This window comes from Xanthomonas sacchari, from assembly GCF_024266585.1.
GTDB classification, from domain to species: domain Bacteria; phylum Pseudomonadota; class Gammaproteobacteria; order Xanthomonadales; family Xanthomonadaceae; genus Xanthomonas_A; species Xanthomonas_A sacchari_C.
Window position 1 is genome coordinate 2,435,404 of the sequence record NZ_CP100647.1, and the last position, 12,043, is coordinate 2,447,446.

Consider the following 12,043-nt stretch of genomic DNA (forward strand, 5'->3'; position numbering starts at 1 on the left):
AAGCCCGGTCGCGGCTGAAGCCGCTCCTACGAGACAGGCGGATGCTTGGCAAAAACGGATTGTTGCAGGTGCTCTGAACGTCATCGCCACAGGAGGGCGTCGCGTGCTCGCGCTCTGACGTCACCTCGGGCGTTCAGCCGAGATGCCTTGTGCCGCCCGCCATCGCCTACAGCGGCAACAGGATGTTGCTGAGCTTCCAGTGCAGGCCCTCGCGGGTGAACACGAAGGGCACGGCGGTGCCGTCGGCGGCATGCACGGTGGCGACGAAGCGCGTGGTCGATTCGAAGCGATGTTCGGCCTGGTGCAACGGTTGCGGCGGGCGCGGCGCGGCGTAGGTATCGCCGCCGACGGTGTCGCCGCTGGCGCGTTTCCACAACACGTCGCCCTGCATCAGCGCGCCGATGCCGGTCGGGGTGACCAGCGCGTCCACGCTCATCCCACCGAGGCCGCCGGCCAGCGACAGCAGCGCGCCGCCGAACAGGCTGGACTGCAGGTCGGGACCGGCGCGGCGCACCAGCGCATCGTCCACCTGGGCCTTGAGGTTGACCCGCAGGGTCGGGAAGTCGACGTAGCGCTCCAGCGCCGCGGCATCGCGTTCGCGCAGCGCCTGGTCGATGCCGCGGATGGCCAGGTATGGCCCGGCGACGACGTAGCCGCCGAGGGCGAACAGGGCGAGGAACAGCAATGCCAGCCATTTCTTCATGGGATGTCCTCAGGTCGCGTAGGAGCGGCTTCAGCCGCGACGGACGTTGACGGGAATGCCTGTCGTGGCTGAAGCCGCTCCTACGGAAAAACGCTGCCGTTCTAGAATTCCAGGTCCAGTGCCGCGCACAGGTAGTCCACGAACGGGCCCAGCGTCTGCAGGTCGGCGGCGATCTGCGTGCGCAGCCGCGGGCCGGTCATGGTCGCATCGTCGAGCTGGCGCCAGAATACCCAGTTCTTGTGCTTGAGGTCGTCGATGCATTCGAAGTCGGCCGGGAAGCCGCGCGGCGGCCGCACCAGCATCTCGCTTTCCTCGAAGTCGAAGCGGCGGCGCAGCGCCGGCGCGTGCGCGGCGGCCTTCCAGCTGCCGGGATTGTCGAAGATGAACTGGCGCACCTTGCGCTGCGTGTCCGGCTCCGGATGCCACAGCCCGGCGCCGACGAAGCTTTCGCCCGGTTGCAGGTGGATGTAGAACGACGGCGCCGGCACCTGCTTGCGCCGCTCGTGGAACAGGCGCGCGCCCTGCCAGGTCTTGTACGGCGACTTGTCGTGGGAGAAGCGCGCGTCGCGGTGGATGCGGAACAGCGAGCCGCCGACGCCGCGCGGATCGGCACGGAAATGTTCGCTGACCTGCGCCAGGTCCGGCTGCAGATCGGTGATCAGGCGCAGGAACGGCTGCCGCACGTGCTCTTCGTACTTGTGCCGGTTGGCGTTGAACCAGGCCTTGTCGTTGTGCCGCGCCAGGGCACGCAGGAACTTGAAGCTGGCATCGCTGAAATAGCTGGTCATAGGCTGCGTTGCAGGTCGTGGCCCCAGGCGGCCAACTGGTCGAGCAGGGCTTGCTTGGTAGCATCCTGCGGGTGAGCCAAGCGTAAACCGGCCAGCTCCGCGTGGAAGGCGTCGAAGCTCAGTTCGGACAGGCCGCTGTCCTGCTGCAGGCGCTGCCGCCGGTAGTCGTCCCAGCGCGCCTGCTCGGCGATGGACAGGCTCTGCGGCCAGTTGCGCGCGCGGTAGCGGAACAGCAGTTCGGGCAGGCGCCGATCGCGGAACTGTCCTTCCAGCGCGGCCAGCTGCGCCGGTGGAGTGGCGCGGACCTGCGCCATCGCGCGCTTGTCGCCATCGGCCAAAAAGCCGTCGTACAGCGAGGCGTCGACATCGGCCGGCACCGCGGCGCGCTCGCTGGCGAACACCCGCCGCACCTTCTCCGCCAGCGCCGGGCCGGCCTCGCGCAGGCGCGCGGCCTTGGCCAGCAGTTGCGCCGGGTCCAGCCGCAGCCGGGCGAAATCCGCCTCGCGCAGGTGCGCCCAGGCGACCAGCGCCGGCGCCTTGTTCAGATGCACTTCCTTGAGCGGGATGCGCTGTTCGCCCTCGGGCAGATCGGCCTGCGGGGTGTACAGGCGGTCGGCGATCTGTTCCGGCGTATAGCGCAGCAGCGGCTCGATGTCGCCTTCCAGGTCGAACACCAGCACCCGGCTGTCGATGCGTGGGTGCCGTGCCAGCGGCAGCACCGGCGCCGCGCACAGGCGCGCGGCCGGATAGCGCATCGACACGTGCAGCACCGGCTGCATCGCCACCGCGTCGAGCAGGTTGCCGCAGAAGCGCTTGTCGCGCAGCTTCAGCGCGTACTCCCACAGCCGCGGCTGGCTGCGGCGGAAATGCCGGGCCATGCCGATGGTGGCGTAGACGTCGGACAGCGCCTCGTGCGCATCGCCGTCGCGCACGCCGTTGGCCAATGCCAGCTGCTCCAGCTTGAACGAGGTGGCGCCGTCCTCGCGCTGCGGCCAGACGATGCCTTCCGGGCGCAGCGCGTGCATCAGCCGCAGCATGTCCAGCAGGTCCCAGCGCGAGTTGCCGTTGCGCCACTCGCGTTCGTAGGGATCGTGGAAATTGCGGAACAGCCCGTGGCGCACGAACTCGTCGTCGAAGCGCAGCGAGTTGTAGCCCAGCGTGCAGGTCTGCGGCCGCGCCATCTGCTCGGCGATGCGCGCGAACGCCTCGGCTTCGCTGACGCCTTCGCGCAATGCCTGCTGCGGGGCGATGCCGGTGATCAGGGTGGCGACCGGCGAGGGCAGCAGGTCGTCGGCGGGCTTGACGAAGAAACTGATCGGTTCCTCGATCACGTTCAGTTCGGCGTCGGTGCGCACCGCGGCGAACTGCGCGATGCGCGTGCGCCGCGGATCGGCGCCGAAGGTTTCCAGGTCGTAGAAGAGGAAGCTGTCGGGCATGCAGGGTCGAATGGTGCGGGCAAGGCCGGAGAGGCGCGGAACGTGGCGTGCTTGTGTAGGATCGGCTTCAGTCGCGACGGGCATTACCGGGAATGTCCGTCGCGGCTGATGGCCCGAGGCCACGTAGCGCCGCTCCTACAGAAGACGGAGTGTCCCGATAGGGTACGCCGGATCAATGCGCCCCCTCCAGCGGCGTCAGCCGCGCATGCACGATCCGCTCCAGCGAGGTCCAGTCGATCCGCGACAGGTCGCTATGGCCCTGCGTGGCCTCGACCAGGATGTCGCGCTGCACCTCGCTGCGTTGCAGTGCCTGCGCGTACGGCGTGCGTAGGAAGGTGACCATGGTGTAGTGCGGGACGAAGCGGGTCGGATGCCGCGCCTGCAGCGCCTGGCCGAGTTCGCGCTGCAGCAGGAAACCGGCGTCGCCGACGCGGTCGCGCATTTCCACGTAGTTCTCCAGCGCCATCTGCTGGATCGCCCCCGCATTGGGTTTGCGCTCGGCCTCGAAGGCGGCATAGGCGCGGGCCAGGTCCGGCTCGCGCTGCAGGTGCGCGGCCAGCGCCGCGCAATCCTCGAACGCGCAGTTCATGCCTTGCCCGTGGAACGGCACCATCGCGTGCGCGGCGTCGCCCAGCAGCACCGCGCGGCCGTCCAGGTGCCAGCGCTCCAGCCGCAGCGTGCCGAGCAGGCCGGGTGGATGCTGTTCCCAGTGCTCGGCCAGTTGCGGCATCAGCGGCAGCGCATCGGCGAAATCGCGCGCGAACAGCGCCAGCGCTTCCTCGCCGTTGCGTACGGTGGCGAAGCTGGGCTCGCCGTTGTTGGGCAGGAACAGGGTGACGGTGAAGGTGCCTTCGTGGTTGGGCAGGGCGATGCACATGTAGTGCCCGCGCGGCCAGATGTGCAGGGCGTTGGGCTCGATGCGGAAGCCGCCGTCGGCGCCCGGCGGGATCTCCAGTTCCTTGTAGGAGTGGTCGAGGAACTCGATGTGCTCGGCCATCGGCGCCTTGCGCTGCATCGCCGCGCGCAGCGCCGAGCCGGCGCCGTCGGCGCCGATCATGCTGTCGAAGCGGATGTCGTGCGGCTGGTCGTCGCGGTCGTCGATGAAACGCGCATAGCCGGCGTCGAAGTCGACCGTGTGCAGGCGTCGGTAGAAGTGGATGCGCGCGCCGGCCTGCTCGGCCAGTTGCAGCAGGGTGATGTTGAGATCGTTGCGGTGCACCGACCAGATCACCTCGCTGTCGTCGCGGCCATAGCGTTGCAGCTGCTGCTGGCCGTCCGGGAAGTGCACCATGCGTCCGCGCATCATCACCGCCTTGGCCATCACCGCGGTATCGGCGCCGGCCTGGCGCAGCACGTGCAGGCCGCGTTCGGCCAGGGCCAGGTTGATCGAGCGGCCGCGCTCGTAATCGTGCACGCGCGGATCGCCGCGGCGTTCATAGACGGTGACCTGCCAGCCCTGGCGCGACAGCAGGATGGCGAGCAGGGAGCCGGCCAGGCCGGCGCCGATCAGGGTGATGCTGCGGGGGGATGCGTTCAATGGGGTGTCCGGAAGGCGCAGCCGCTGGCCGCGCGAGAGAGGCGGGTCAGACGCCGGCCCAGGTTTCCACTTCCTCGACGAAGCGGTAGACGTCGCGGTAGCGGTTGTACAGCGGCACCGGGCTGATCCGGATCACGTCCGGCTCGCGCCAGTCGCCGAGCACGCCGACCGATTGCAGGTACTCGAACAGCGCCCGGCCGCGCGCGCGGCCGCCGGCCACGCGCAGCGACAGCTGGCAGCCGCGTTGCGCCGGGTCGGACGGAGTGATGATCTGCAGGGTGTCGGCCAGGCGGGCGCGGATCAGCGTCTCCAGGTAGCCGGTGAGCTGCTGCGACTTCTGCCGCAGCGCGTCCAGCCCGGCGCGCTCGAACAGGTCCAGCGAGGCGCGCAGCGGCGCCATGCTCAGGATCGGCGGATTGCTCAGCTGCCAGCCGTCGGCGCCGGGCGCGGCGACGAACTCGGGCGCCATGCGGAAGCGGGTGCGCTTGTCGTGGCCCCACCAGCCGGCGAAGCGCGGGGTGTCGCCGTGGCCGTGGCGCTCGTGCACGAAGGCGCCGGCGACCGCGCCGGGGCCGGCGTTGAGGTACTTGTAGTGGCACCACACGGCGAAGTCCGGGGCGGCGTCGTGCAGGTGCAGCGGCACGTTGCCGATGGCGTGGGCCAGGTCGAAGCCGACCGCGGCGCCGGCCGCGCGCGCCAGCCGCGCCACCGAGGCCAGGTCGAAGGCCTGGCCGGTGCGGTACTGCACGCCCGGCCACAGCACCAGCGCCAGGCGCGGGCCGTGCTCGGCGATGGCGCGCTCGATCGCCGCCAGCGACACGGTGCCGTCGGCGCCGTCGGGCTGCACTTCGATCAGGTCGGCGGCCGGGTCGAAGCCGTGGAAGCGGATCTGCGAGGCCACCGCGTGCTGGTCGGAGGGGAACGCGCCGGCCTCGATCAGGATCGCCGGCCGCTCGCGGGTGGGCCGGTAGAAGCTGACCATCAGCAGGTGCAGGTTCACCGTCAGCGTGTTCATCGCCACCACTTCGTGCGGGTGCGCGCCGACCAGGCGCGCCAGCGGCGCGGCCAGCAGCTCGTGGTAGGTCATCCACTGGGTGTCGCCGTTGAAATGGCCTTCCACCGCCAGCGACGACCACTTGTCCAGCACCTCCTGCACCGCGGCGCGCGCGCCGCGCGGCTGCAGGCCCAACGAGTTGCCGACGAAGTAGGCCTGGTCGGCGCCCTGGTGCTGCGGGAACAGGAATTCCTGGCGCAGGGCCCGCAGCGGATCGGCGGCGTCGAGGGCGATGGCGTGCTGGCGGGACAGGATCTCGTTCATCGGCATTGGGTTCCGGGAAGCAAGGCGAAAGTCTAGAGCGTATGGAAAGGCGTGAGGTGAGTGCGCGGCGGCATGGCGCGGGGCCATGCCGCGCGGGCCTGTCCGGCGCTGCCTGCGCGGCCGGCGCGCCGCGGCAGCGCGTTCATCCGCTGCGGTGCGCGGTCGCCGGCGGCGGCTCCTTGGCGGCGGCCGCGGCCGGCAGCAGTGCGCTGCGGACCAGGTGGGTGAGGGTGCCGATGCTGTCGGCGACGCGGTCGCTGGTGTCGGCCAGCGCGGCCAGCGCGCCGCCATCGCTGCCGTCCTGCGGTTGCGCGGCCAGCGCCTCGGCCAGGCGCCGCTCGGCGGCGCGCAGGCTGGCCTGCGGTGGCGGCGTGCCGGTGCGCAGGCCCTCGGCCAGCTCGGTCAGCGCGGCATGCGCCTGCTGCCGGAACTGCTGCAGTTCCGGCAGCGGTGGCAGCGGCGGCGCATCGCGCAGCACCGCCTCCAGCGCCAGCGAGGCGCGGATCAGCCGGTTGCCGTTGGCCAGCACCGATTCGGCCAGGGTCAGTTCGCGCAGGTTGCGCCTGCGCCGCGGCTCGCCGCGCAGGCGTTCGATCGAGGCCTGCGCGTTGGTGCGCGCGGTGCGCGAGGCCGCGCGGGTGTCCGGCAGCGCCTGCAGGCGGCCCTCCAGCACCGCGTCGAGATGGTCGCGATAGGCCAGCAGCAACTGCGCCAGGATGGCGCGGATGTGCTTACGTTCCCAGGTCGGCCACAGCGCGTAGGCGGCCAGCGCCAGCGCGCTGCCGAGCACGGTGGCCTGGATGCGCTCGCCGATCGCCTCGCCCGGGGCCATGCCCTCGAACGACAGCAACAGCACCAGCATGCCGGTCAGGCTGGCCACGCCGAGCCCATAGTTGACCTGGGTCAGCAGGCGGAAGCCCAGGCAGAACACGGTCAGCAACAGCAGCCGCACCACCGCCCCGTCCATCACGAAGTGCGCCAGCATGGTGGCCAGCAGCAGCCCGGCGAAGGTGCCGGCCACGCGCAGCGCGCCGAAGCTGAGGGTGCCGCCGAAATCCGGCTTGAGCACGATCGCGGTGGTCATCGGGATCCAGTAGCCATGCGGAATCGCCTGCCAGCGGGCGAACAGCACCGCCAGGGCCAGGCACACGCCGCAGCGCAGCGCATGGCGGAACGCCACCGAGGACAGGTTCAGGTTCGCCCGCAGGGTCTGCAGCGGCGCCAACGGTCGCAGCGCCGCCGGCAGCCGCGCCTCGGCCAGCTCGGCCTGGATCTCGCCGCGGCTGCTGGCCCAGCGGCTGTTGCGCACCAACGCGCGCAACTGGCCGCCCAGGCCTTGCGCGCGGGCCACGGCGATGCGCAGCAGGCGCCGTTCGCGGGTGTCCTCGGTCTGCGCCTGCACCTGCGCCAGCGCGTCGACCAGGTCGTCGAACCCGGTCATCGACGCAGTGGCCGCATCCGGATCCTCGGCGCTGTCCAGCGCGTGCGCGAGCTGGTCCAGCACCACCGCGCTGCGTTCGAGCACGCGTTCGATCGGCAAGCGCGCGGGCGATGTCGCCTCCAGGCGTCCGTGCAGGTCGGCCAGGGTCAGCAGCTCCAGCCGCGCGCGTTCGCACAGTTCGGCGATGACCCGGAACGCCTGCACCGCACGTCCGCGCGAGCGGTGTTCGCCGTGCAGCATCACCATCGCCTCGAGCACCGCCTCGGTGGCCGGCGGCGCCGCGGTCGCGCCGGGGCGCTGGCGGGCGATGCCGGCCAGTTGCCGCATCAGATCGGCCAGGGCGAAGCGCTCGGGGCGGTAGCGCTGCAGCGGCCAGGCCGCCAGTGCCATCAGCATCTGCAGCACGCCGCCGGCGAAGATCAGCGTAGCCACGCCGACGCTCTGCCACGGCGGCAGGCGCACGTCGGCGCTGACCACCAGCAGGATCATGCTGGTCAGCCCGACCCGCGCCGCCACCGGACCCAGCGCCACCAGCAGGCCGCCGCCCAGGCCGAGCAGCAGGGCGCAAAGCGCCAGCGCCAGCGTGTGCGCGCCGATCAGCATCCCCAGCAACGCGGCCATGCCCGCCGCCAGCGCCGCCATCAGCATGCGCTGCATCCGCGCCCGGTACGGGCCGGGCTGGTCGGAGAACATGGTGTTGAGCGCGCCGGTGGACACCGCCAGGCCCAGCTCGGCATGGCCGGCGGCCACGCCCAGCGCCAGCGGCGCGACCACCGCGGCGGTGTTGCGCAGGGCCACGCGCACCGGCACGTCGCGCGGCTTGAGCGCGATCAGGCTGCGCAGCATCGCCAACCGGAACGGCGCGGGCGCAGGGCGGTCACGGCGCGGCGGCAGCCGCCGGCAGCGGATGCACGTGGCCGCAGCGGCCGCAGGTGCGCAGCGATTCGGACGCGTAGAACCGCGCGAACACCGGGGGGAAGTCGCTCTCGATGTCCTGCAGCGGGAAGTAGGCTTCGTACAGCAGATGGTTGCAGCGCTCGCAGAACCACAGCAGGCCGTCCTGCTCGTGCGGCAGGCGCTGCCGCTCGATCACCAGGCCCACCGAGTCGGGCCCGCGCTGCGGCGAATGCGGCACCTTGGGCGGCAGCAGGAAGGTCTCGCCGGCGCGGATCGGGATCTCGCGCACCGCGCCGTCCTCCTGGATCTTCAGCACCATCTCGCCTTCGAGCTGGTAGAACCACTCCGGGCCTTCGTCGTAGTGGTAGTCGCTGCGCGCGTTCGGCCCGCCGACCACCATCACGATGAAGTCGCCGGCGTGGATGCACTTGTTGCCCACCGGCGGCTTCAGCAGATGCCGGTGGGCGTCGATCCAGGCGTGCAGGTTGAGGGGGCCGGGGAGCATGCGGATCCTTGGGCGGAAATGGCCGAGCGGCGCGCCGCTCAGCGGTCCTCGCGGTCCTGGCGGATGCGCGCCAGGGCGGCATCGTAGCGCGGCGCCAGGTCCTCGATGCGCTCCAGCGCCATGCCCAGGTCGTGCACGCGGCCGTCGCGCAGGCTGTACACCCAGCCGTGCACGGTGAGTTCCTGGCCGCGCGTCCAGGCGTCGCGCACGATCGAGGTGCGGCTGACGTTGACCACCTGCTCCAGCACGTTGAGCTCGCACAGGCGCGCGTGCTGCAGGCTGAGGTCGCCGGCCTGCTGCAGGCACTGCTCGTGCTTCTCGGCCACGTCGGTGACGTGGCGGATCCAGTTGTCGACCAGGCCCAGCCGCGCGCGGGTCAGGCCCGCGTGCACGCCGCCGCAGCCGTAGTGGCCGACCACCAGGATGTGCCGTACCTTCAGCACCTCGACCGCGAACTGGATCACCGACAGGCAATTCAGGTCGGTGTGCACGACCACGTTGGCGATGTTGCGGTGGACGAACACCTCGCCCGGCGCCATGTCGATGATCTGGTTCGCCGGCACCCGCGAGTCGGAGCAGCCGATCCACAGGTACTCCGGGGTCTGCTGCTTGGACAGGCGGCTGAAGAACTCGGGATCCTCGCGGTTGATGCGTTCGGACCAGGAGCGGTTGTTGTCCAGCAGTTGTTCGATCTTGCTCATAGCCGGGCATTATCCCAGAAGCCCGCGGCCGGCGCGCGGCCCGGTTCGCTGCCGCCTGCACGCCCGGCGTGCGAGGTCCCGCGGCGTCTCGGGACGCAGGCAGTGCCGGATCGGACTTTTGCCGATCCCGCCGACGCGCGCCGCTGCGCAGACTTCCTCCACGCCCACACCGGGCGAACTGGAAGTGCCGCTGCTGGCCATCGTCAACGTGCCCAGCCTGAGCATCCAGACCGTGGACATCACCTTCGACATGGAGGTGAAGTCGTCCTTCTCCGCGAAGGAAAAGACCGATGCCTCGGCGTCGCTGTCGGCGGATGTGGAACACGGCTTCGGCCTGTTCAAGGCCAAGGTGCATTTCCAGGGCTCGGTCGCCACCAGCAAGGAGAACACGCGCAGCTCCGACAACTCGGCCAAGTACCACGTCTCGGTGCGGCCGAAACCGTGCAGGGGGTGGCGGAGGAGGCCGAGCTGCCGGCGTTGCAGATCCCGTTGTGGGGACTGCACGCCTGGCAGTTGCCGCAGATCGGCGAACTGGCCCTGTCGTTCGACCTGGAACTGGACGTGGTGGAGCTGCCGGACGGGGCGCCGCGCCTGGCGCTGCAGGTGGCGCCGCGCCGGCCTCGCCGGCCCGGCCAGCGCCTGCAGATCCTGTTCCGCGGCACCCATACCCCGGTCGGCGAGGTGCTGTTCGACGGGCAGCGGCTGAAGCTGTGGCACCTGTCCGAACCGGTCGCCCCGCACGATCCCGCCAAGGAGACGGCCCATGCCTAGACACGGCTTGCTGCTGTCGCGGCACGACACCGACCTGTGGTGCCGAGAACTGCACATCGACCTGCGCTCGCTGGCCCGCACGCAGCGGTTGCGCCGGCGCCGGCGGCGGGCACTATGGTTGCTTGCCGTACTGTGCCTGGTGGCGGCCGTGTCGGCGCTGCTCTGGTTCGGTCTGTCCTGACCGCGCCGTTCGTTTTCCCTTTCGTATCCCAACAGGAGAGTCGCATGCGTATCCGTTCGTGTGGTGTTGCGCGTTTCCCGCTCTGGCTGGCGCTGTGCCTGGCCTTGCCGTCCGCTGCCGGCGCCGCGCCGCAGGCGCCCACGTCTGCCGCAGCGGCCAGCGCCGAGGCGCTCCCGACTGGCGATTGGAACGGCACCCTGACGCTGGACCCGCAGCGCCTGGCGTCGGTGCGCCTGGTTCAGCGCGACGGCAAGGCCAGGCTGGTGTTCGGCCCGCCGTTGAACTGCACGTTGCTGGTCAAGTCACAACAGGATGGCGCCTTCGCGCTGGACTCGATCAACGGTGGCGCCTACTGCGACAAGCAGATGGGCAAGCAATTGCGCGTGCAGCGCAGTGGCGACGATCTGCGGCTGACGGTCGACGGCAAGGACCTGCCGGTGGTGCTGCATTCCGACCCGGGCCAGCCCAGCCCGCTGCAGGGTACGTGGCGCGGAATGGTCCACCCAGAGCGCGGCGAGAGGGACGTCGTCGTGGAACTGAGCGTCGCCGCGACGCCGCAGGCGCCCGGCAATCCCACGGTGCGACTGCGCTACGGCGCGCCACGCGAGTGCGGAGTGCAGGCGTATTACGTCGGCCTGCGTGAAGGAACGGCGGTGTATTCGTTGAATATCGCCCATGGCGGCTATTGCGATCGCCTGAGCGGGGGGCAGCTCACCTTGCACGCAAGGCCGGACGGACGCATCGAACTGCAGGTCATCGACCCCGCCGGGATGCGTCGGGACAGCGGGCTGCTGGAGCGTGCGCCCACCAACCCGTAATCCGCCGCGCGCAGGCGCCGGCCGCCGTGTCCGTCCAGGAGTGATGTGATGAACATCTGGATCAAGACGCTGGCCGGCGCCGGGCATCCTGTCGCAACTGTGCGCCGAGTGCGAAGCGATGGCCCGACATCAGCGTCAAGACCATCGGCACCCATCGCGAGCACATCATGCTCAAGCTCGGCATGCAGGGCATCGCGCAACTGACCCGCTATGCGATCCGCGAGGGCTTGTCGCCGCTGGACGGGGGCCTGGCCAGCGCGCGCCGCGCCGATCGCGACCAGCACGAGCGCGACAGCCGGTGCGGCTGAGCAACGCGGCCGCGCCGCTCAGTCCGGGCGTCGCGCGCGCATCAGCGCCGCGACGGCCTGCGCACCGGGCGCGGCCTGGGCCTGCAGCGCCTCGCGCACCGCGGCCTGGTTCGCCGGCGGGTGGTTCTGGTTGAGCTTGAACTTCAGCGCGACCCGCTCGACCTCGAAGCGGAAGCCGACGATGCCGCGCAACTGGCGCCGGTGCGCCGTGTTGTCCGGCTCGTAGCGCCAATCGCTGCCGATGGCGCGCTCGTGCTGTTCGCTCAACCGCGCCACCACGTCGGCCAGCAGCGCTTCGTCGTCGCTGGGATGCAACTGCCCGTGCAACTGCGCGGTGGCGTAGTTCCAGGTCGGCACCCGCGCCATCGCGTCCTTGTCCGGGTACCAGCTTGGCGAGACGTAGGCGTGCGGGCCATGCACGAGCAGCAGCGCCGGCCCGGCGTGGCGCGCCTGCGGATTGGCCCGCGACCAATGGCCTTCGACCAGGATACGCTCACCGTCGCGCCGGTACAGCACCGGCAACGGCGTGGCGCAGGGCAGGCCGTCGGCGACGGTGACCAGGGTGGCGAACGGGTTGTCCGCGATCAGCGCATCGAGCGCGTGCAGGTCGCTTTCGGCGAAGGCGGGCGGGACGTGCAT

The 12,043-nt window shown here is 70.7% G+C and carries 12 protein-coding genes and 2 pseudogenes; 5 read left to right on the plus strand and 9 right to left on the minus strand.

Annotated elements, in window-relative coordinates; genetic code table 11:
* Window positions 1-166: 166 nt before the first annotated feature.
* The 8 genes from NKJ47_RS09960 to can form a co-directional block, all read right to left on the minus strand.
* The gene (locus NKJ47_RS09960) at window positions 167-703 is read right to left on the minus strand and encodes a DUF2939 domain-containing protein (RefSeq protein WP_254461284.1); all 537 of its coding nucleotides are present in this window, start codon (window positions 701-703) and stop codon (window positions 167-169) included.
* Window positions 704-804: 101 nt separating this feature from the next.
* The gene (locus NKJ47_RS09965; RefSeq protein ID WP_254461285.1) at window positions 805-1,491 is read right to left on the minus strand and encodes a DUF2461 domain-containing protein; all 687 of its coding nucleotides are present in this window, start codon (window positions 1,489-1,491) and stop codon (window positions 805-807) included.
* The gene (sbcB, locus tag NKJ47_RS09970) at window positions 1,488-2,927 is read right to left on the minus strand and encodes an exodeoxyribonuclease I (protein ID WP_254461286.1); all 1,440 of its coding nucleotides are present in this window, start codon (window positions 2,925-2,927) and stop codon (window positions 1,488-1,490) included. Before sbcB ends, NKJ47_RS09965 begins: the two co-directional genes overlap by 4 nt.
* A gap of 172 nt (window positions 2,928-3,099) precedes the next feature.
* Window positions 3,100-4,464: an FAD-dependent oxidoreductase gene (locus NKJ47_RS09975; RefSeq protein ID WP_254461287.1), complete on the minus strand. Its 1,365-nt coding sequence runs from the start codon at window positions 4,462-4,464 to the stop codon at window positions 3,100-3,102.
* A gap of 46 nt (window positions 4,465-4,510) precedes the next feature.
* Window positions 4,511-5,782, minus strand: a complete 1,272-nt coding sequence (kynU, locus tag NKJ47_RS09980; RefSeq protein ID WP_254461288.1) for a kynureninase — start codon at window positions 5,780-5,782, stop codon at window positions 4,511-4,513.
* A gap of 142 nt (window positions 5,783-5,924) precedes the next feature.
* The gene (locus NKJ47_RS09985; RefSeq protein ID WP_254461289.1) at window positions 5,925-8,069 is read right to left on the minus strand and encodes an FUSC family protein; all 2,145 of its coding nucleotides are present in this window, start codon (window positions 8,067-8,069) and stop codon (window positions 5,925-5,927) included.
* A 31-nt stretch (window positions 8,070-8,100) separates the two neighbouring features.
* Window positions 8,101-8,625, minus strand: a complete 525-nt coding sequence (locus tag NKJ47_RS09990) for a 3-hydroxyanthranilate 3,4-dioxygenase (protein ID WP_254461290.1) — start codon at window positions 8,623-8,625, stop codon at window positions 8,101-8,103.
* A gap of 38 nt (window positions 8,626-8,663) precedes the next feature.
* Window positions 8,664-9,326 carry a carbonate dehydratase gene (can, locus tag NKJ47_RS09995; protein ID WP_254461291.1) on the minus strand — a complete coding sequence of 221 codons (663 nt, stop codon included), beginning with the start codon at window positions 9,324-9,326 and terminating at the stop codon, window positions 8,664-8,666.
* A 175-nt stretch (window positions 9,327-9,501) separates the two neighbouring features.
* On the opposite strand from can, the pseudogene NKJ47_RS10000 reads away from it, so the two are divergent.
* The 5 genes and pseudogenes from NKJ47_RS10000 to NKJ47_RS10020 all read left to right on the plus strand — a co-directional run.
* A pseudogene (locus tag NKJ47_RS10000) lies at window positions 9,502-9,756 on the plus strand (DUF2589 domain-containing protein); the annotation flags it as partial.
* Window positions 9,757-9,767: 11 nt separating this feature from the next.
* Window positions 9,768-10,097: a hypothetical protein gene (locus NKJ47_RS10005; protein WP_254461496.1), complete on the plus strand. Its 330-nt coding sequence runs from the start codon at window positions 9,768-9,770 to the stop codon at window positions 10,095-10,097.
* Complete coding sequence (locus tag NKJ47_RS10010) at window positions 10,090-10,278, plus strand: hypothetical protein (RefSeq protein WP_254457788.1); 189 nt, start codon at window positions 10,090-10,092, stop codon at window positions 10,276-10,278. Before NKJ47_RS10005 ends, NKJ47_RS10010 begins: the two co-directional genes overlap by 8 nt.
* Window positions 10,279-10,382: 104 nt before the next feature.
* A complete protein-coding gene (locus NKJ47_RS10015; protein ID WP_254457789.1) occupies window positions 10,383-11,096 on the plus strand; it encodes a hypothetical protein in 714 nt (237 codons plus the stop codon).
* A 128-nt stretch (window positions 11,097-11,224) separates the two neighbouring features.
* Window positions 11,225-11,404, plus strand: a pseudogene (locus NKJ47_RS10020) (DNA-binding response regulator); the annotation flags it as partial.
* 18 nt (window positions 11,405-11,422) lie between these two features.
* Here the strand turns inward: NKJ47_RS10020 and NKJ47_RS10025 are convergent.
* Window positions 11,423-12,043 carry an FMN-binding negative transcriptional regulator gene (locus NKJ47_RS10025; RefSeq protein WP_254457790.1) on the minus strand — a complete coding sequence of 207 codons (621 nt, stop codon included), beginning with the start codon at window positions 12,041-12,043 and terminating at the stop codon, window positions 11,423-11,425.

What these genes read in the sequence shown, in the direction of transcription:
- NKJ47_RS09960 (WP_254461284.1), bottom strand. Translation starts at nt 703, where the DNA reads ATGAAGAAATGGCTGGCATTGCTGTTCCTCGCCCTGTTCGCCCTCGGC.
- NKJ47_RS09965 (WP_254461285.1), bottom strand. Translation starts at nt 1,491, where the DNA reads ATGACCAGCTATTTCAGCGATGCCAGCTTCAAGTTCCTGCGTGCCCTG.
- sbcB (WP_254461286.1), bottom strand. Translation starts at nt 2,927, where the DNA reads ATGCCCGACAGCTTCCTCTTCTACGACCTGGAAACCTTCGGCGCCGAT.
- kynU (WP_254461288.1), bottom strand. Translation starts at nt 5,782, where the DNA reads ATGAACGAGATCCTGTCCCGCCAGCACGCCATCGCCCTCGACGCCGCC.
- NKJ47_RS09985 (WP_254461289.1), bottom strand. Translation starts at nt 8,069, where the DNA reads ATGCTGCGCAGCCTGATCGCGCTCAAGCCGCGCGACGTGCCGGTGCGC.
- NKJ47_RS09990 (WP_254461290.1), bottom strand. Translation starts at nt 8,625, where the DNA reads ATGCTCCCCGGCCCCCTCAACCTGCACGCCTGGATCGACGCCCACCGG.
- can (WP_254461291.1), bottom strand. Translation starts at nt 9,326, where the DNA reads ATGAGCAAGATCGAACAACTGCTGGACAACAACCGCTCCTGGTCCGAA.
- NKJ47_RS10010 (WP_254457788.1), top strand. Translation starts at nt 10,090, where the DNA reads ATGCCTAGACACGGCTTGCTGCTGTCGCGGCACGACACCGACCTGTGG.
- NKJ47_RS10025 (WP_254457790.1), bottom strand. Translation starts at nt 12,043, where the DNA reads ATGCACGTCCCGCCCGCCTTCGCCGAAAGCGACCTGCACGCGCTCGAT.